At 31.9% G+C, this 19,345-nt stretch carries 21 protein-coding genes; 11 read left to right on the forward strand and 10 right to left on the reverse strand.

Features of this window, described 5'->3' with window-relative positions; all coding sequences use genetic code 11:
* Positions 1 to 51 precede the first annotated feature (51 nt).
* The 3 genes from QMG60_RS13225 to QMG60_RS13235 form a co-directional block, all read right to left on the reverse strand.
* Positions 52 to 711, reverse strand: coding sequence for an alpha/beta hydrolase (locus QMG60_RS13225; protein ID WP_281865228.1), 660 nt, complete (start codon positions 709 to 711; stop codon positions 52 to 54).
* 140 nt (positions 712 to 851) lie between these two features.
* A complete protein-coding gene (locus QMG60_RS13230; protein ID WP_134141814.1) occupies positions 852 to 1,952 on the reverse strand; it encodes a BT_3928 family protein in 1,101 nt (366 codons plus the stop codon).
* A gap of 87 nt (positions 1,953 to 2,039) precedes the next feature.
* A complete protein-coding gene (locus tag QMG60_RS13235) occupies positions 2,040 to 2,582 on the reverse strand; it encodes a DUF1599 domain-containing protein (protein ID WP_281865229.1) in 543 nt (180 codons plus the stop codon).
* A gap of 146 nt (positions 2,583 to 2,728) precedes the next feature.
* Between QMG60_RS13235 and folP the strand changes: the two genes are divergently transcribed.
* Both folP and QMG60_RS13245 read left to right on the forward strand, forming a co-directional pair.
* On the forward strand, positions 2,729 to 3,553 hold the full coding sequence (gene folP, locus QMG60_RS13240; RefSeq protein ID WP_281865230.1) for a dihydropteroate synthase: 825 nt from the start codon (positions 2,729 to 2,731) through the stop codon (positions 3,551 to 3,553).
* A 140-nt stretch (positions 3,554 to 3,693) separates the two neighbouring features.
* Entirely contained in the window at positions 3,694 to 4,326 is a 633-nt protein-coding gene (locus QMG60_RS13245; protein WP_281865231.1) for a hypothetical protein, read from the forward strand.
* A gap of 41 nt (positions 4,327 to 4,367) precedes the next feature.
* Here the strand turns inward: QMG60_RS13245 and rlmH are convergent, their stop codons facing one another.
* The 6 genes from rlmH to QMG60_RS13275 form a co-directional block, all read right to left on the reverse strand.
* Positions 4,368 to 4,841, reverse strand: a complete 474-nt coding sequence (gene rlmH, locus QMG60_RS13250) for a 23S rRNA (pseudouridine(1915)-N(3))-methyltransferase RlmH (RefSeq protein WP_026982293.1) — start codon at positions 4,839 to 4,841, stop codon at positions 4,368 to 4,370.
* Positions 4,842 to 4,932: 91 nt separating this feature from the next.
* Positions 4,933 to 6,342 (reverse strand): adenosine deaminase, encoded by a 1,410-nt coding sequence (locus QMG60_RS13255; RefSeq protein ID WP_281865232.1) that lies wholly within the window; start codon positions 6,340 to 6,342, stop codon positions 4,933 to 4,935.
* A 241-nt stretch (positions 6,343 to 6,583) separates the two neighbouring features.
* Complete coding sequence (locus QMG60_RS13260; RefSeq protein WP_134141808.1) at positions 6,584 to 6,865, reverse strand: GNAT family N-acetyltransferase; 282 nt, start codon at positions 6,863 to 6,865, stop codon at positions 6,584 to 6,586.
* A gap of 5 nt (positions 6,866 to 6,870) precedes the next feature.
* Entirely contained in the window at positions 6,871 to 7,266 is a 396-nt protein-coding gene (locus tag QMG60_RS13265) for an OsmC family protein (RefSeq protein WP_281865233.1), read from the reverse strand.
* 2 nt (positions 7,267 to 7,268) lie between these two features.
* The gene (locus QMG60_RS13270; RefSeq protein WP_281865234.1) at positions 7,269 to 8,150 is read right to left on the reverse strand and encodes a pirin family protein; all 882 of its coding nucleotides are present in this window, start codon (positions 8,148 to 8,150) and stop codon (positions 7,269 to 7,271) included.
* A 442-nt stretch (positions 8,151 to 8,592) separates the two neighbouring features.
* Positions 8,593 to 9,693 carry a DNA alkylation repair protein gene (locus QMG60_RS13275; protein ID WP_281865235.1) on the reverse strand — a complete coding sequence of 367 codons (1,101 nt, stop codon included), beginning with the start codon at positions 9,691 to 9,693 and terminating at the stop codon, positions 8,593 to 8,595.
* A 338-nt stretch (positions 9,694 to 10,031) separates the two neighbouring features.
* Here QMG60_RS13275 and nadC point away from each other — a divergent pair, with 338 nt between their 5' ends.
* From nadC to priA, 5 genes are all read left to right on the forward strand, one after another.
* Positions 10,032 to 10,889, forward strand: coding sequence for a carboxylating nicotinate-nucleotide diphosphorylase (gene nadC, locus QMG60_RS13280; protein WP_281865236.1), 858 nt, complete (start codon positions 10,032 to 10,034; stop codon positions 10,887 to 10,889).
* A 77-nt stretch (positions 10,890 to 10,966) separates the two neighbouring features.
* On the forward strand, positions 10,967 to 11,890 hold the full coding sequence (locus QMG60_RS13285; protein WP_057118471.1) for a YihY/virulence factor BrkB family protein: 924 nt from the start codon (positions 10,967 to 10,969) through the stop codon (positions 11,888 to 11,890).
* 1 nt (position 11,891) lies between these two features.
* Entirely contained in the window at positions 11,892 to 12,320 is a 429-nt protein-coding gene (locus QMG60_RS13290) for a DUF2147 domain-containing protein (protein WP_281865237.1), read from the forward strand.
* Between the two features lie 9 nt (positions 12,321 to 12,329).
* Positions 12,330 to 13,076, forward strand: a complete 747-nt coding sequence (gene bla-B1-FLAV / locus QMG60_RS13295; protein ID WP_281865238.1) for a subclass B1 metallo-beta-lactamase — start codon at positions 12,330 to 12,332, stop codon at positions 13,074 to 13,076.
* A gap of 24 nt (positions 13,077 to 13,100) precedes the next feature.
* A complete protein-coding gene (gene priA, locus QMG60_RS13300; protein ID WP_057118468.1) occupies positions 13,101 to 15,548 on the forward strand; it encodes a primosomal protein N' in 2,448 nt (815 codons plus the stop codon).
* 6 nt (positions 15,549 to 15,554) lie between these two features.
* On the opposite strand, the gene QMG60_RS13305 is transcribed toward priA, so the two are convergent.
* Positions 15,555 to 16,253, reverse strand: a complete 699-nt coding sequence (locus QMG60_RS13305; protein WP_057118467.1) for a LytTR family DNA-binding domain-containing protein — start codon at positions 16,251 to 16,253, stop codon at positions 15,555 to 15,557.
* A 177-nt stretch (positions 16,254 to 16,430) separates the two neighbouring features.
* On the opposite strand from QMG60_RS13305, the gene rpsF reads away from it, so the two are divergent.
* The 4 genes from rpsF to QMG60_RS13325 all read left to right on the forward strand — a co-directional run bounded on the left by rpsF (position 16,431) and on the right by QMG60_RS13325 (position 18,199).
* Complete coding sequence (gene rpsF, locus QMG60_RS13310) at positions 16,431 to 16,772, forward strand: 30S ribosomal protein S6 (protein WP_041518692.1); 342 nt, start codon at positions 16,431 to 16,433, stop codon at positions 16,770 to 16,772.
* A gap of 5 nt (positions 16,773 to 16,777) precedes the next feature.
* Positions 16,778 to 17,074 carry a 30S ribosomal protein S18 gene (gene rpsR, locus QMG60_RS13315; RefSeq protein ID WP_002987043.1) on the forward strand — a complete coding sequence of 99 codons (297 nt, stop codon included), beginning with the start codon at positions 16,778 to 16,780 and terminating at the stop codon, positions 17,072 to 17,074.
* Between the two features lie 66 nt (positions 17,075 to 17,140).
* A complete protein-coding gene (gene rplI / locus QMG60_RS13320) occupies positions 17,141 to 17,581 on the forward strand; it encodes a 50S ribosomal protein L9 (protein WP_134141799.1) in 441 nt (146 codons plus the stop codon).
* 144 nt (positions 17,582 to 17,725) lie between these two features.
* Positions 17,726 to 18,199, forward strand: coding sequence for a DUF6495 family protein (locus QMG60_RS13325; protein ID WP_281865239.1), 474 nt, complete (start codon positions 17,726 to 17,728; stop codon positions 18,197 to 18,199).
* The last annotated feature ends 1,146 nt before the right edge of the window (positions 18,200 to 19,345 follow it).

A 19,345-nucleotide genomic window follows, 5' to 3' on the forward strand; every position in this document is an offset into this window, starting at 1 on the left:
GAAAAAAGCCTTCAATAAATTTGATTTTTGAAGACCTTATTATCATTTTTTTTAATTCAAATTATAATTTCCATTTGCCCATTTTTTACTTGGAACGATCCATTCGTCTAAAGCTTTAAAAAGAAAACCATGTTTAAGATTGGTATTCAATTCGATTTCTTTAAAGTGATTTACTTGGAGTTTTGAAGTTTCCTTTCTTTTGACAGCTGAAACGCCATAAATATCTGATGTTTCGTAAATGGTTAAAATATTACCGCAGAAATTAATATCCGGAATTTCTTGAATATCAGAATCTCTAAAGCATCCAATAAAGACAAAATTCACATCTGGATTTGCTAAATAAGTCGAAACGTACTGGGCAATATAACCGCCCTGTGAAGTTCCAATTACTGTAATATGATTTGGAGGGACGCCTTTTTTTATTAATGCTTTTACCTGTTTTACAATCTTTTCTGCGTACTCAGCAGAATTTGTGTTTTTCTTTCTTTTTTCACTAAAAACAATAAAATTATCTTTTCTGAATGATTCTAAAATCTCATTGTATTCTGCTTTTCCATATTCAGGATGAGCTGCGTTTAAGGAATTTTCTTGAACAAATTTGTTGTGAAAAAAGAAAATGTAACGTTGGTTCTCATTTTTTGCCTGGCTAAAAGATAAAATGCTAGATAAAATTGTAAGCGAAAAAGTTAAGGCTTTAATGAGTTTTTTCATTTATTAAATTTGGTTTTTTGTTTGATCACATGTGAGATTTTTATTCGTAATCAAAAAGTTAAGTTTGAACAGACTGCAAGTAAAAATAAAGCGCTGATAAAACAATAAGTTTATCAGCGCTTTAAATATTTTAAATGATATTACAATTTCAAATCTTCAACATCATTGTAATGTACTTTTTTCACAACAACGCCTTTGCTTAGGACAACGATACTTGGATTGGCTCTTTCGATTGTTTTTAAAGTTGTTGCATCGCAGAAATAAAAATCGGTATCTAAGTTGTATTGTTTTTTAGCTTTTGAAATTTCGTCAGCACCAGAAGCAGTCATTGCAATTACTTTATAACCTTTTGCTTTGGCATCTGCCGAAACTTTAGCTAGTTTTTTCATTCCTTCTGGATTTGATTTTGTCAAATCGTAAGTAACAAAAATAACCAATTTTGGCTCTTGAAGTAATTCTTCTTTATAATCAGAATCATCTTTTGTCATTGTAAAATCGTGAATTGGCGGTACATAGCCTTCTGTAATCACTTTGTCTTTTCTATCTACAAATGTTGCTCCTTCTGGAATATTCATTAAATCTTTTTCTGTGAATTCTTTGTCAACGCCGTTTACTTTGTAAACGAAAATCATTTCTACAACAGATTTTGGAGCTCCTTCTGGAATTTCCATTCCTTTTGGGATACTAGAGCCTACTTTAAACGGACGAAAATCTTTGATCGGGTTATGATTTAAAACCCAAACTGCCATAAAAACGCACAAAACAATGCTTATTAAAGTAATTAAGTTGGTAACTAATTTTGAAAATAAAGGTTTTACTAATTTTTTATTAACGAATAAAATCAAAATGAAGAAAAGTAAAACAACATCTTTTGTAAATGACTGCCAAGGTGTTAAATGCAAAGCATCTCCAAAGCAACCGCAATCTTTTACCACATCAAAATAAGCAGAGTAGAAAGTAAGGAATGTGAAGAAAACGATTAAAAGTAATAATGCCCAAATTGTCAATTTTGATTTATAGCCAACTAACAGCATTACTCCTAAAACTACTTCTAAAATTACCAAGAAAATTGCTAAGCCTAAAGCCAACGGCTCTAAAAAAGGCATATTGAAAACTGGTTCGCTAAAATATTCAGCTAATTTATAAGAGAAACCAACCGGGTCGTTTAGTTTTATTAATCCGGAAATGATAAATAGTACACCGACAAATAATCGGGAAAATTGAGTAATGATGTTTTTCATAAATATTAAATTTAAAATCCAATTTTAAAATTCCAAATTCCAAAATCATGTTGAAAAGTTGGAATTTGGAATTTATTTTTGGAATTTTTATTGACTGATTGGGTTTAAAATTAAAGCAAAAACAGAATAATTAATCATATCCTGATAATTGGCATCGATTCCTTCAGAAACTAAAGTCTGACCTTTGTTATCCTCAATTTGCTTAACGCGAAGTAATTTTTGCAGAATCAAATCTGTTAAAGAACTTACACGCATATCACGCCACGCTTCGCCATAATCGTGATTTTTTGCTTCCATCAAATCTTTGGTTAACTTTACTTTAGCATCGTATAATTCAGTTGCTTTTTCAACGTCTAAATCAGGCTGGTCAACAACACCTAATTCTAACTGAATTAAAGCCATAATAGAATAATTGATGATTCCGATAAATTCTCCTTTTTCATCTTCATCAACTTTACGGACATCATTTTCCTGTAAACTTCTGATTCTTTGCGCTTTTATGAAAATTTGATCGGTCAATGACGGAAGTCTTAAAATTCTCCAAGCACTGCCGTAATCTTTCATTTTATTGATAAATAAGGTGCGGCAAACCGTAATTACATTATCAAATTCAAGGGAAGTATTCTTCATTTATTGCTGTATATTTGCTAAAATTTCTTCAAAAATAAGGATAATTTTTTAAGAGTTTCAAGTTTAAGGTTCGCTTTGTTTCAAGTTTTTTCTAAACAAAGTGTTAACACTAACTTGAAACCTGAAACCTGAAACAAAATAAACAAATGACAATTAACTGCAAGGGCGAACTTATAGATTTATCGATTCCGAAAGTAATGGGAATTTTAAATGTTACGCCAAATTCTTTCTTTGACGGAGGAAAATATAAAAACGAAGACGAGATTATCTCGCAGATAGATAAAATGATTTCTGAAGGTGCGGCATTTATTGATATTGGTGCTTATTCCAGTAAACCAAGTGCTGAATTTGTATCGGAACAAGAAGAAATCGACCGAATTGTTCCTGCTATAGAATTGATTTTAAAGCATTTTCCAAAAGCATTATTATCAATTGACACCTTTAGAGCCGAAGTCGCAAAAGCAAGTATAGAAAGTGGCGCTGCTATTATAAACGATATTGCTGCGGGCGAATTAGATGATAAAATGTTTGATGTAATTGCAAAATATAATGTGCCTTACATTATGATGCACATGCGCGGTAATCCGCAGACAATGCAAAGTTTGACGCGATATGATGATATTATTAAAGAAATGCTTTTTTACTTTTCTGAAAAAGTTAAAAAAGCAAGAGCTTTAGGAATCAACGATTTGATTTTAGATCCTGGTTTCGGTTTCGCCAAAACAACCGATCAGAATTATGAAGTGATGCAGAAAATGGAGCTTTTTAATGTATTAGAACTGCCTATTTTAGTTGGTATTTCAAGAAAATCTATGATTTATAAAACATTAAATAATACAGCACAAGAAGCCTTAAACGGAACCACATTTTTGAATACAATTGCATTGACAAAAGGAGCGAAGATTCTTCGGGTTCATGATGTGAAAGAAGCAGTGGAGTGTGTGGCTTTGTTTGAGAAAATGAATTCATAATCTCGACATTTTTTGTCATTTCGACGAAGGAGAAATCTTCGTTGTTAAATCGACAAAGATTAATTCTCGTTGTGGAGTTTCTTGCGAAGATTTCTCCTTCGTCGAAATGACAAACTTTGCATTAAAAAAAATAAAAAAGCATGAAATACTGTACTCTAATTATTGCCTTTCTTCTTTTCTCCTGCGGAAAAAAAGAAGACGTTCTACTTCCAAAATCAAATATCACGATTGTAAAAGAAGTACAAGATCTTTCGCCAATTTACATCTTTTTTAAAGTCGAAGGAAAAGATACAATTGCTGAAGTGAACCGAAAAAGCAGTATCATTTCGACCAATTGGATTTTGAATATTGACAAACGTCTGCCTTTGAAATTGGTAATTCCAGAAGTAATGAAATTACAGGAAAAAAAGCGAGCCGACAGTGCGCATAAAAACGAAAATGCCGAAAACTATTATTCTTATGCAGATTCTATTGGAAAAAATCTATCCTTTTTGCCTTTCACTAAAGTGTTTTATAAAATGGAGAAACCTACTGCGGGAAGTTTTGTGGTTTATTTTGGTAAAGGGAAAAAACGAGTTTTTATGGGAAATCAGGAGATAAAAATATCAGAAATACTAAAACATTTTTACAGTATAAAGTTTGTGAAAGTACCAGATTTAGTCTTTTTATTTGATAAGAATATGAGTTATGAGGAATATATTCAATATAAGATTCTACTCCAAAAAGATGTGACTCAAAATCTTGATACGCTTCCAGTGGAATTCATTTTCTAATACGTGAAACAAAGAAAACCTGAAACAAAAGAAACAAAAAACTATTGATGATGATAAGGTTCATTTCGTAAAATGGTAAATCCGCGGTACAATTGCTCTATAAAAAACAAACGAACCATTTGATGCGAAAACGTCATCAGCGAAAGCGAAATTTTTCCTTGGGCTTTGCTGTAAACTGTATCTGAAAATCCGTAAGGTCCGCCAATTACGAAAACAAGCGTTTTGATTCCGGAATTCATTTTCTTTTGTAATTCTTCAGAAAAACCAACACTGGAAAAGTTTTTTCCATTTTCATCCAATAAAATCAATTGATCGGTTGGCGAAAGTTTAGACAGAATTAATTCGCCTTCTTTTTCTTTCTGCTGACTTTCAGATAAATTCTTAACGTTTTTGATATCGGGAATAATTTCCAAATCAAATTTGATGTAGAATGACAAACGTTTGGTGTAATCGTCAATCAAAGTCTGAAGAGATTTGTTATCTGTTTTGCCTATGGCGATAAGTTTGATATTCATTAGTTATTTTTTTGCCACAAATTACACGAATTTTATTTTTTATAGATATGGACAAACCTAACAGGTTTTTAAAACCTGTTAGGTTTAGAGTTTAATTTTTAGAAAACTTCGCTTCAAAAGTTTTAAATCTATTATCTAAATCTTTAACCAATCGTTTTTTAACGTCTTCATCCTGAATAAAACTGTAATTGATGCTGTTGTAAACATATTGTTTTATTGTGGCATACGAAACATCAGGATATCTTTTAGATAACAAAACATATTGCTCTGTCATATTGCTTCTCAAAATTCCGGCATCGTCTGTACTAATTACAATTGGCACATTGAACTCTTTGTAAAGTGTAAACGGATGTCTGTTTTCTTTTACTTTCAAAATGAACTCATTACTTACTAAATTGATCTCAATCGGAATATTGTTTTTAGACATATATTTCAATAAATCATACGAATTTGCTTCGTAGGCGATGTCAACTCCGTGACCAATTCGTTTAGCGCCCGCGATATAAATTGCGTCATTAATATGCCATGTTAAATCTTCTGGCTGAACCAAACCTAAAGTCAGTTCTCCTGCATGAAGCGTATATTTTACATTTGGAAATTTAGAATTGCAGTATTTAAACATCACCATGTGTAACCAATAATCTTTCATGGAGTTTTCACCATGTTCTGGAGAAACGATATTTACGCCTGCAGTTAGTTTGCTTTCGTTAGATGAAATAAAAGCGATAACCAGATTTTTAAATAAATCAACCGGTTCCATAAAACGCAATACAAAGTTTTGATAACGCATTGTAAAACGCTCATCATCAATTTTTAAGTCTTTGTGAAGTTTTGCAAGGAAATTATTATTGAAATCTTCAGCATATTTTTTAGCGTCTTTTTTCTGAATTGATTTATACAATTCGTCTAAAAGTTTTAAAACTGCTTTTTCATCTTTTTGAGCAGAAGCCTGACGAAGTTTTGCATTAAAATCTGTCAAATCTGAAACATTCATATCAGACGGAATTGTTGATAATTGGGTTTCGATGTAAGAAACATTTTCAGCAATGGCGCGTTTTTTTAATTCGAGCATTCCTTCGGCAAAATGACCTGCAATTGTAGGTTCGAATTTCATAAAAGAGTCAAAAAACTGATCATCAGAAGGTACAGAACCATTATAATCTTTAACCGACCATGTCTGCATAATTTGTTGTTCGTAAAATGGTAGTTTTTCTTTAAGAGATGAAAAGCGCTGCCAGTTTCCTTTTTCAGGTTTGGTTTTGGAAACGGCCATAGTTTCCAAATTCAAATAAAAGTCTTCTGCAATGGCTCTTTCTAAAAGCGGTTCTGCATAAATTGATCCTGAAAAATGATGGTGTAAATCGCCTCCTTTTGGCATTTGTTGAAAAAAAGCTGTTAAGAGAGCTTCATTATTTCTGATTTTTTCTAAATAACTTTCAGCCGATTGAGAAAAGCTGATTTGTGCTATAAAAATACAGAAAAGCGTAATTATCCTTGTCATACTCTAAGTTTAAATTACATGCAAATATACGACTTTTCGGAGAAATTTAAAAATCGAATTTCTTTGTGTTTGTTTTTTAACGCAAAGAACGCAAGGTTGTATTCCAGACATAGCTTAATACAAACGCAAAAGTTCGCAAAGCTTTGCCTAAAAAAACTTTGCGAACTTTGCGTAATTCTTTGTGTGCTTTGCGGTTAAAAAAATCTTAGAATCTTAGCAACTTAGAACCTTAGCATCTCTTTTAAGAAAGTACATCACGTATTTCCTCAACCTTATCAAAAACACTTTTTGCAAAAGGACAGAGCGGAATAATTTTTACATTGTTAGCTCTTGCATAATCTACAGCGGCTAAAACTAATTTTTTACCTACACCTTTTCCGTTAAAATCTGGACTTACTTCTGTATGGTCGATTATGAATTTTGAATCTCCTGCCCAAGTGTAAGTCATTTTTCCTGCTTCTTTTCCGTCTTCTATTGCTTCAAAATATCCTTTTCTTGTATCGTTTATCTGTTGAATTTCCATGATTATTATATTAATGTGGTTTTAATTTCTATTGAATGCGTAAGTGTTTTATGAATCGGACAGCTGTTTGCAATCGTTTCCAAACGTTGTCTTTGTGTTTCGTCGACTTCGCCGATTACTTCGATTTTTCTTGTGAATACTGATACACTTCGCTCAGCATCTCTTTCAAAATCAATTTTGACATTTATTTCCGAAACGTCCCATTGTTTACGATTGATGTACATTCGCAACGTAATTACGGTGCACGAAGCCAGTGAAGCTGCCAAAAGCTCTGTTGGATTCAATCCTAAATTTTTGCCTCCTAATTCTTGCGGTTCATCGGAAATTAGAACATTTTCGCTCGCTGATTTTACTTCTGTTCGATACAAACGCGTATCTATTTTTGCTGAAATTGTATCCATATTTATTTGATTCTTGGTTCTGGTATTGGAACAAATTCTGTTTCGCCAGGAACTTTCGGGAAAGTTTGGTTTGTCCAGTCAGTTTTTGCTTTTTCGATGAGGTTTTTATCCGAAGAAACAAAATTCCAAAAGATGAAATGTTCTTCAGGAAATGGCTGTCCGCCAAAGATATAAACTGTAGAGTTTTCGGCAATTTCAAACTCACAAAGTGTGCTGTCGTTTGTAATCAAGATTTGTTTTGGATCGTAAACGTGTTCGCCGCTTTTGATACTTCCTTCTAAAATATACAAACCGCTTTCGCCGAATAAATGATGTCCGATGTTAATCTTCTTAGCTTCTTTACTTTTAATTTCAATAAAATACAACGGACTGTAAACAGGAACGGGAGATTTTTTGCCAAAAGCTTCTCCGGCAATTAATTTGTACGAAACGCCATCTTCTTCCCAAGCTGGAATATCATCAGCTTCAACATGAGTGAAATTCGGATCCATTTGTTCCAATTCTTTCGGAAGCGCCACCCAAATCTGTAATCCGTGGAGCATTTTGTCTGAATGTCTTAAATATTCAGGCGTTCTTTCTGAGTGAACAATTCCTTTTCCGGCGGTCATCCAGTTTACAGCTCCGGGTTTTATTTCTAATTCTGTTCCTAAACTATCGCGATGCATAATGCTTCCTTCAAACAAAAAAGTAAGAGTCGAAAGTCCGATATGCGGATGCGGCGGAACATCCATATTTTCATGATCGCTTAAATGTGCAGGTCCCATATGATCGATAAAAACAAATGGACCAACAGCTCTTTTTTCACGGAAAGGCAATAAACGGCCTACCATAAAGTTGCCGATATTGGCAGCACGTTCTTCGATAATTAAACTGATATTTGACATGTGGTATTTTGATTTGATTTGAAAACAAAATTACAGTTGTGATAGAAATCTGTAACTTAATTTAGGTTAAGAAAAGTTATTATTGGATTTTCGAATTATAAAAGTAAGGAAAATCGTTTATTAAGTTTTTATTTGTTTATTAAATTAAGTTGATGAATGTAGTCCCAGCGGGACGAAATATTTATAGAAAAAGAATATCCCAATAGTAAAGCTCCAGCGGAGCGATATTATTTCGCTCCGCTGGAGCTTGTTGTTTGCGATGTACATTCTCAGTTGATTTTGATGTTTTGATGTTTTTTTGTCATTTCGACGAAGGAGAAATCTCTACAAGTAGTTCCACAACGAGAATTCAATCTTTGTCGAGTTTCTTTCGAAGATTTCTCCTTCGTCGAAATGACAAACTAGACGACTAAAACTTGATTATTTGCGAAATTTGTTTTTTTTAATCAATCAATTCAAACTCTAAAGCTTCACTTTCAGTTCCATTAATTATAATCGAAAGTTGATGATTTCCTGTATGAAAAACTCTCGTTGTAATTAATTTAAAAGACTGATTTCTTTCAATTTTAGTTAATTGATTTGGATGATAGACCTTTTCACTGATTTTGAAAACTTTTTTAGCTAAATGCCCTTTTGCTTTTTTATAATGAACGGCGTATTCTAAACGAATCATTTTGGGTTCTTCATTTTTATTATTGAGATGAAATTGAAACTGCAGATATTCTCCAATTTTCACGGTCGGTGTTTTAATTTTAAAAGACGAAAGTTCAATATTCGTGCTTTCTAAACCATAATGGCTTAAAATTTCCGGATGACCTTGTTTTAATAATGTTCTGGATCCATGTTTTATAATTCCGTCAGTTGCTTTAGTTTGACCTTTCCATCTCGAAGCCATTTCGAGCAAAATCTGCGGATTATCTTTTGCAATATCATTTAAATTATTGGCTACGCTTCTGCGGACATATTCTGAAGGATCGTTTTTTAGATTTTCTAAAATAGGCAGAATAGAAGAAGGGTCTTTTTTTAAAAACGGAATAGCCATTGCCCACGGTAATCTCGGGCGTGAACCTTCGCTGGCTAATCTTCGTACGTGATGATTTTCGTGAAGTGACCATTTTACCATTTCGTCAATCATTTGTTCTTTATACTTTAAAATAAAAGGACGAACAGCAAATTCACAGCTTATAAATTGTGTTATCGAAACAAAGGCTTTTGCTGAGGTTTTAAAATCGTCTAAACCGTACATTTCGATATAATCTGCAAAGAATATGAATGCGAGATTGCCCTCAGTAAATTTATTTTTCTTGAGATTTTCGATGATTTTATCAATTACAAAAACAGCTTCAGGAAAATTTTGAGGCATAAATTGGTGTAACACAACTGTGGTGTGTTTCATTCTTTCTTTCCATTCTTTTTGAGCAAAATCGTCTTCGTAAATTGCTTCAATAAATTTTTGTTTGTTGAATGAAGGATGGACTTCGGCGACAGCCTGACTAAATTTTTCGTAAAAAGAAACCGAATAAATGTCTTTAATTAACCCCATAGATTTTGCTTGATTGAACCTCAAAGATATTTAATGTTTTTAATTGATGACGTAAATTGTGCTAGAAAAATTAATACATAGAGATATAGGTTTTTATAGGAACATTCAATAAAAAGTTTTAAAAAAATCTAGATTCTAACACATAGTTTATAAGCGCTGCTATGTGAATTTATATAAGTGAACTTCTTTTAAAAGTCTGCAAAAATCTATGTTCCTATGTGTTTAAAAAAATAGGCGATTTAAATATAAATTTAAGTTAATAAGAAACTTTTTGCAGAAAGTAAACTTTCAAATCCATAAAATATATCCTAATTTAGCATCTTATTAAAAATAGAAAAATGATTAGTGAAGCCCAATTTCAAGCAGAATTACAACTTTTGATAAGCAACGCCATTAGAGAAGATGTTGGTAAAGGTGATTACAGTTCGCTTGCCTGTATTCCAGATACTGCACACGGTCAGGCTAAATTATTGGTAAAAGATCAGGGAATAATTGCCGGAGTTGAAGTCGCCAAAATGATATTTGAACATGTAGATCCAAAATTAAAAGTAAAAACTTTTATCGAAGATGGAACGCATGTAGAATATGGCGAAGTTGTTTTTGAAGTTTCGGGAAGTTCGCAGTCTATTTTAAAAGCTGAGAGAGTAGTTTTAAACACTATGCAGCGAATGTCGGCTATTGCTACTAAAACTCATCAATATGTTCAGCTTTTAGAAGGAACTGGTGCTAAAATATTAGATACACGTAAAACAACTCCAAATTTTAGAGCGGCTGAAAAATGGGCGGTAAAAATAGGAGGTGGAGAAAATCACCGTTTTGCGCTTTATGACATGGTAATGCTAAAAGACAATCATATTGATTTTGCAGGCGGAATTACGCGCGCAATTTCGAAAACAAAAGAATATTTAAAAGAAAACAATCTCGATTTAAAAATTATTGTTGAAGCTCGTAATTTAGATGAAATCAGAGAAATTTTGTTGAGTGACGGCGTTCACAGAATCTTGATCGACAATTTTAATTACGAAGACACAAAAACGGCAGTAAAATTGATTGGTACAAAATGCCAGACAGAATCTTCGGGAAATATCAACGAAAAAACAATTCGCGAATATGCTCTTTGTGGTGTCAATTATATATCATCTGGCGCTTTAACACATTCAGTTTACAACATGGATTTGAGTTTAAAAGCTTTTTAGTGGAGTTTTGAGTTATAAGTTATGAGTTAGGTTTGCAGTCTAAAATCTAAACTCAACAATCTAAAATCAAAAAAAATATGTCGCAGGAGATAGAAGCTCGGATTGAAAAATTGCCTGTAATACGCAACCTGGCCCGACTTTTAAAAAGAATAAAGCTGCCTTGGCTCGAAGGTTTCTCATTATATGATTTGCTTGAAATGTATACTTTAGGAATTCTTGAAGGAGCATTTTCATATCATGCGAGTGCGGTTTCTTTTAGCTTTTTTATGGCTTTATTTCCTTTTGCGCTGTTTATTTTAAACTTGATCCCGTTTATTCCGATAGACAATTTTCAGGAAGATTTTTTGCAGTTTGTGCAGCAGAGTGTCCCTCCAAATACATACGATGCGATTAGTAAAATTATCAGCGATATTTTAAATAATAGTCACTCTGGCTTATTATCGTCTGGATTTTTGCTTTCTATTTTTTTAATGGCAAATGGTATTAACGGAATTTTAAGCGGTTTTGAATCTTCTAAACACGTTTTTGATAAACGTGGTTTTTTTAGTCAGTATTTGGTTGCATTGGCAATTTCGCTTGTTATGACGATTATTTTGTTTGTGACAGTGGCAACAATTGTTGTTTTTGAGGTATTCATTCAAAAAACGATCATTCAGGATGTTTTAAGTGACAGGATTCCTCTGATTATTTTAGGACGATATTTATTTGTTATTTTAATGATTTTGATAACATCTTCAATATTATTGCGTTATGGAACAAAACAGTATAATAAAGTTCCTTTTATAAGTATAGGTTCTGTTTTTACCACGATCTTAATTGTTATATCTTCGTTCTTTTTTGGGATTTGGGTTATAAAATTTTCAAAATATAACGAACTTTATGGTTCTATTGGAACATTATTAATTCTAATGTTTTATATTTGGATAAACTGTATGATTCTGCTTTTAGGGTTCGAATTGAATGCTTCTATCAGAAAATTAAAACAAAAAAAAGAAAAATAATATGAAAAATTTGATGCTAACTATCGGAGTGTTCTTCTTTGCCCTGACCATGCAAAGTCAAAGTGTAATTGGAAAATGGAAGACCATTGATGACGAAACAGGTGAAGCAAAATCTATTGTAGAAATCTACGAAAAATCAGGAAAAGTTTATGGAAAAGTTATAGAAATTCTTCGTGAAAGTCATAAAAAAGATCTTTGTACTAAATGTGATGGCGTAGAAAAAAATAAACCTATTTTAGGAATGGTTATTATTAACGGCCTTAAGAAAGATGGTTCTGAATATAACGGAGGAACAATTCTAGACCCAACAAGCGGTAAAAAATACAAATGTTATATTGCACTAGAATCTGCAGATAAATTAAAACTTCGTGGTTATGTGGGAGTTTCTATTATGGGAAGAACACAGTATTGGACACGTGTGAAAAATTAAATCAAAATAATGCGAAAATTAGCTTCAATAATTTTATTCTTAGTCATAGCTTCAAATAGTTTTGCACAATCTAAGAATTCGCCGTTACAAATAAGTCATCTTACAGGTGACTTTTATGTTTATAGAACTTTTAGTGATTATCAGGGAACAAAAATTTCTGCCAATGCCATGTATCTGGTTACAGACAAAGGTGTTGTGTTATTTGATGCGCCTTGGGATAAAACTCAGTTTCAACCGTTATTGGATAGTATAAAAACAAAACATCATAAAGAGGTTGTGATGCTTTTTGCCACACATTCTCATGATGATCGTGCTGGCGGATTAGATTTTTATAGAAAAAAAGGAATCAAAACTTATACTATAAAATTAACGGATGATATTCTTAAAAAAGAAAACAAACCAAGAGCAGAATTTATAATTCCGAATGATAAAACTTTTACAGTCGGGCAGTATACTTTTGAAGTTTATTATCCAGGAAAAGGACACGCATCAGATAATATTGTAGCTTGGTTTGAGAAAGAAAAAGTGCTTTACGGAGGCTGTTTTATTAAGAGTGCCGATGCCAAAGATTTAGGTTATTTGGGAGATTCTGATGTAAAAGAATGGAAGCAATCAATAGGTAAAGTAAAGTCAAAATTTAAAAATCCAATTTATATTATTCCAGGTCACGAAGATTGGACTAATACAGAATCTTTAAATCATACTTTAAAATTGGTTGATGAGTATTTGGCTCAAAAATCTTTAGGAAAAAAGTAATTTTCCACTCATATATATAATTGCATGTTTTTTATAGAAGTTATTTTACCGCTTTCTTTAGCAAAAACCTTTACATATCGCGTTTCTGAGGCAGAATTCCATTTTATTAAAAAAGGAATGAGGGTTGCGGTGCCTTTTGGTAAAAATAAAATCTATACGGCGCTTGTTCTGGATATACATGAAAATGCACCAACATTATATGAGGCAAAAGAAATTCACCAAATCTTAGATGAAAAGCCAATAGCAACCGAAACACAGATCAAACACTGGCTTTGGGTTGCTAACTATTATATGTGTGGAATTGGTGATGTATATCGTGGAGCTTTTCCAACTGGATTATTGTTAGAAAGTGAAACAATTGTTTCACATAAACCAGAAGTTATTGTCAATGATTCCGAACTTTCTGACGATGAATTTTTGATTTATGAAGCGCTGCAACATCAGAGTTCGCTTAAAGTTCAGGAAATTGCTTCAATTTTAAATCGAAAAAATATTCTGCCAATTCTTCAAAAATTAATCGCCAGAGATATTATAGTTTTAGAAGAAGAAATAAAAGAAACATATAAGCCAAAATTGGTTCGCTATGTGAAATTGCATCAGCAATACGAAACAGATCGAGGTTTACAAGAATTGCTTGAAGTTTTGAAAAGTAATAAACAAAAGGAAATTGTTTTGGCTTATTTTCAAATTAGCGCTTCAGAAAAGAAACCTGTAACCGAGAAAAAAATAGTAGAAGTTTCAGGCTGCACTTCGGCTGTTATGAAAACTCTGGTTAAAAATGAAATTTTTGAGGAGTATTATCTGCAACATGATCGCGTTTCGTTTAACGGAGAAAAATCTGAAAAAGAACTTCAGTTAAGTGAAGCGCAGCAAAATGCCTTTACGGCAATTAAAGAAAGTTTTTCTGAAAAAGAAGTTTGTCTGCTTCACGGTGTAACTTCAAGTGGAAAAACGGAAATTTATATTAAATTAATTGAAGAGTATCTTCATACGGGAAGACAGGTTTTATATTTGCTTCCAGAAATAGCGCTTACAACTCAATTAGTTTCACGCTTAAGGCTTCATTTTGGAGATAAAGTTGCAGTTTTTCATTCGAAATACAGTAATAATGAAAGAGTTGAGGTTTGGAAGCAAACACTCGAAAATTCAGAGAAAGCACAAATTGTAATAGGAGCAAGGTCAGCTTTGTTTCTGCCTTTTAATGATTTAGGCCTGCTGATTGTTGATGAAGAACATGAGCAGACTTTTAAGCAGACTGATCCAGCACCGAGATACCACGCAAGGGATGCGGCAATTGTTTTAGCAAATTTTCATAATGCTAAAGTTCTTTTAGGTTCTGCAACTCCAAGTATTGAGACGTATTTTAATGCTCAAAATGAAAAATATGGTTTGGTTACGCTTACAGAACGTTATAAAAATGTTCGCATGCCCGAAGTTGTTTTGGTTGACCTAAAAGACAAACATTTCAGAAAAAGAATGACAGGTCATTTTAGTGATCTTTTAATAGAGGAAATTGCTGAAGCTTTATCTTTAGGCGAACAAGTAATTTTGTTTCAAAACAGAAGAGGATATTCTCCCATAATAGAATGTTTGACTTGCGGTCACGTGCCTCATTGCCAGCAGTGCGATGTGAGTTTGACGTATCATAAACATAAAAACCAGCTTCGCTGTCATTACTGTGGGTATTCTATAGCGAAGCCTACTAATTGTCATAGCTGTTCCAGCATTGATTTGACTACAAAAGGGTTTGGTACCGAGCAGATCGAGCAGGAGTTAATCTCTCTTTTCCCGAAGGCTAAAACCGCTAGAATGGATCAGGATACAACTCGTGGTAAATATGGTTTTGAAAAGATTATTGACACCTTTAAAAATCGAGAAATTGATATTTTGGTCGGAACTCAAATGCTGGCCAAAGGACTGGATTTTGATAATGTAAGTCTGGTTGGAATTATGAATGCAGATAATATGCTGCATCATCCAGATTTTCGGGCTTTTGAACGCAGTTTTCAAATGATGACTCAAGTTGCCGGAAGAGCCGGAAGGTCTGAAAAACAAGGAAAAGTAGTGATTCAAACCTATAATCCAAACCATAATACAATTCAGCAAGTTACAAACCATAATTATATGGGTATGTATAAAGAGCAATTGTATGATAGACAGATTTATAAATATCCGCCTTATTTCAGAATTATAAAACTGACTTTAAAACACAAGGATTTTGATAAACTAAAAGAAGGATCAATGTGGTTGTATCAGGTTTTAAGCCAAAATTTAGGAATGCCTGTTTTAGGACCAGAAGAGCCTGCTATCAGCAGAATTCGAAATGAGTATATAAGGACTATTTTAATTAAGATTCCGCAAAACCTCCATCTCGGAAACACAAAAAAAACTATTCAGAAAATGTTGAATAGTTTTGAGGCCGTGGCTCAATACCGAGCTATAAAAGTTGTGAGTAATGTAGATTTCTATTAATGATAATTAAGAAGAAGTAGAAAGAGCTCTTACTAAATCTTCTTTTTTGTTACGGCTTAACGGTATTTTGGTTATCCCAATTTCAGCAAACTTGCTGTTAAAGCGCTCTACTTTATCTATGTTAATAATGTAGGATTTGTGCACACGAATGAATTTATCTTTTGACAAATCATTTTCGAAAGACTTCATTGTTGAAAGAACAAGATTGCTGTCGTCTTCTGTCACAACTCTTACGTAATCTCCAAAAGCTTCAATCCATTTAATTTTAGAAGTGAAAATTTTAAGTTTTTTTAGATTACTTTTGATGAAAATATGTTCACCCTCTTCTTCTTTGACATCTTTTTTAAGCAAGTGCATGTCGATTGCTCTTTTAACAGAGGCGTTAAAACGATCTACCGCAATAGGTTTCTGTAAATAATCTGTTGCATCATAGTCGAAAGCTTTCAAAGCATATTCAGCTTTAGAAGTAATGAATATAATTTGAGGTTTTGATTTTAGGCCGTCTAAGAAGTCAAAACCATTAATAACAGGCATTTCTATGTCAAGGAATATTAAGTCGATATTATTTAAAGAGATACAGCTTTTCGCTTCAATAGCATTAGAGAAGTCACCAATTAAATGCAAGCCTGGGTGATTATTAACCAATTTGGCAATAATTGTCCTTTGTATAGAACTATCATCTACAACAACACAGTTTAGTTTCATAACATTTACATTTAGAATAAATTCAGGATAGCAGTAGTAAATGTATTATTTTTTTGGAAAAAAAACTAAAATGAGCGCATATTTTTTGCATTATGACGAATAAAAGGAAAAAAGTGTTGTATATATAAATATAATCATTACTTTTGCACCCAATTTTAACAAATAAAATTTTTATTTATGAATCATTATGAAACTGTTTTCATTTTAAATCCCGTTTTATCTGAGGTTCAGGTGAAGGAAACAGTAACGAAATTTGAAGAATTTCTTACTAGTAGAGGAGCTGAAATGGTATCGAAAGAGGATTGGGGTCTGAAAAAAATGGCTTACGAAATCCAAAACAAAAAAAGTGGTTTTTACCATTTATTCGAATTCAAAGTATCTGGAGAAGTTCTAATTGCTTTTGAAACTGAATTTAGACGTGACGAAAGAGTTATGCGTTTCTTGACTGTAAGTTTAGACAAGCATGCTATTTCATGGGCGGAAAGAAGAAGAGCAAAATTAAAATCTACTAAAGCTTAATTATTATGTCTACAATAGAGCAATCTGCAAAAGGAAAAAAAGACGGAGATATCAGATATTTAACGCCTTTAAACATTGAAACTAACAAAACTAAAAAGTATTGCCGTTTCAAAAAATCAGGAATCAAATATATCGATTATAAAGATGCTGATTTCTTATTGAAATTCGTTAATGAGCAAGGAAAAATTCTTCCTCGTCGTTTAACTGGAACTTCATTGAAATACCAAAGAAAAGTTTCTGTAGCTGTAAAAAGAGCTCGTCACTTAGCTTTAATGCCATACGTGGCCGATTTATTAAAATAATTAAAAACTCTAGTCGCTGGTTTCTGTTGAAACAGAACCTAACTTCTAAAATATAAGGACAACAACATGGAACTTATTTTAAAACAAGACGTACAAAACTTAGGATTTAAAGATGATGTAGTATCTGTAAAACCTGGTTACGGTCGTAACTTTTTAATTCCTCAAGGTTTTGCTACTTTAGCAACTCCTTCTGCTAAAAAAGTTTTAGCTGAAAACCTAAAACAAAGAGCACATAAAGAAGCTAAAATTGTTGCTGATGCAAAAGCATTAGCTGAAACTTTAAAAGCTCTTGAAATTAAACTTACTGCAAAAGCTGGTGGAGAGAAACTTTTTGGTTCTATCACTAACATCGATATTGCTGAAGCTTTAGAGAAATCTGGAAATGCTATCGATAGAAAATTCATCACTAGCGGTATCGTTAAACGTACTGGAAAATACAACGCAAGTATCCGTTTACATAGAGATGTAATCGTTGACTTACCATACGAAATTATTGCTGAAAAGTAATAGTTTTAAAATCTATACTAAAATCCCGATGTAAATCGGGATTTTTTTGTTTAATGAAATGATTATTAATTATTAGACTTGATGTTGATGGTTAAAGCATATTGCTTCTAGCGTACAGCGTAAAGCATAAAGCCTAAAAAAGAAATGAAATACGCAAGATTAACAAAGGAACAATTTGATGAACTGCATGCAGAATTTGCAAGTTTTTTAGCAACGCAGGCAATTGATAGAAAAGAATGGGAAGAGCTTAAAATTAACAAACCTGAAGTTGCTGAGCAGGAACTTGATGTTTTTTCAGATTTAATTTGGGAAGGCGTATTAACTAGAGCTGAATATCTAGAACACTTTTCAAAAAATCATATCTTTTTGTTTCATTGTTTTGATACTTACATAAAATCAATTGTTTTAAAATCGCTTTCTCCTGAAACTGATTTTTTAACTAAAGAGGGACTTCAATGGTTAAGTGATAATATGTTTACTGATAACATCGAAATGAAAGTAGGGAAAAAGGTATTTACTGAAGAACGAAATAGTTCAATTTTTGAATTGATAAAACAGGGTGCATTTTTAAGTGATGGCCAGTTATTTAATCAGATTAATACAATAATAGAGTCGTAGTTTACTAAAATTTAGTGTATATCGATTTTGAAAAGGCAAACAGTTGATTGTTAATTGTTTGCCTTTTTTGCTTCTTTTTAACTTTTGTTTAAACTTTAATTTAAAATTTTACGCGTACTTCTACCTGTTTTTTTTGAATCTTTCAAAATTTTAGTAATTTACAAGCGATTTTCAAATTTTAGATGTAGTTGGTCTATATTGCGGATAATTTTGTCGATAAAATTTTAATAAATGTAAGATTAATATTTCAATTTTGTTTTTTAACATATTTTGTTTAACTTTTATTTAGGAAATTTTTTACATCATAAAAATGTTAAAATAGTAGGTTTTTCTGATGTTTCAAAGGTTTGAAGGTTCTTTGTTTTTCTTTTTAAAGGTGAAACATAAGAATTTTACACTTGTTTTGTGTTTCTGTTTTTTCTAATTTTAGAATACAAAAGTTAAACAAAGTTTTGCTTTGGTATTTTTTCAAAAACATAACGATAAAAAATAGTTTTTCATACTTCTAAAATTATTATTCAAATTATGTTTTATTGAGATAGAAATTTACAATTATTTATAACTTAATAGACCTGCTTATGGAATTGACAATTACTTTCTTCATCAAATTTACTTTAGTTGTTCATTTTATTTTAGCTTTAGTTTTTATTCTATTAAGCTTACTTCGTCTTAATAATGATGAGATGAATCGTTATGCGATTTTTAAATCTAATTTTTTAACTAAAACTCCACATATTCTATTACCGTGTCTTTTCTATCCATTTCGGTGGCTTGGGAAAGAGCTGTAATCTTTTATATTGTTATAATTATTTCAAGTCTTAAATATCTTTTTTGTTTAAGTAATCTCAGAATGACTAATCAACTTTCTTAGAAAATTCGATTTAATTATACAAAAACAGAATTCCCCAATTCTGCTTCAACTAAAAATTTTCATTATGAAAATTAGACCTGCAACAAATCACTCCTCTAGGAAAACTGACTATAATCATTTTTCCTCACAAAAACTAGAATGTTTTTTATCTGTTCGAGATAAGATATGTTCTATGACATATTTTGATATGTCGAATTCAACATAATTTTTTTAATAAACATAATTTGAAACTTTTTTTTTAAGATTTTAAATTTTGTTTTAACTATTTGATTTTT

This window comes from Flavobacterium sp. GSB-24, assembly GCF_027924665.1.
Lineage (GTDB): Bacteria > Bacteroidota > Bacteroidia > Flavobacteriales > Flavobacteriaceae > Flavobacterium.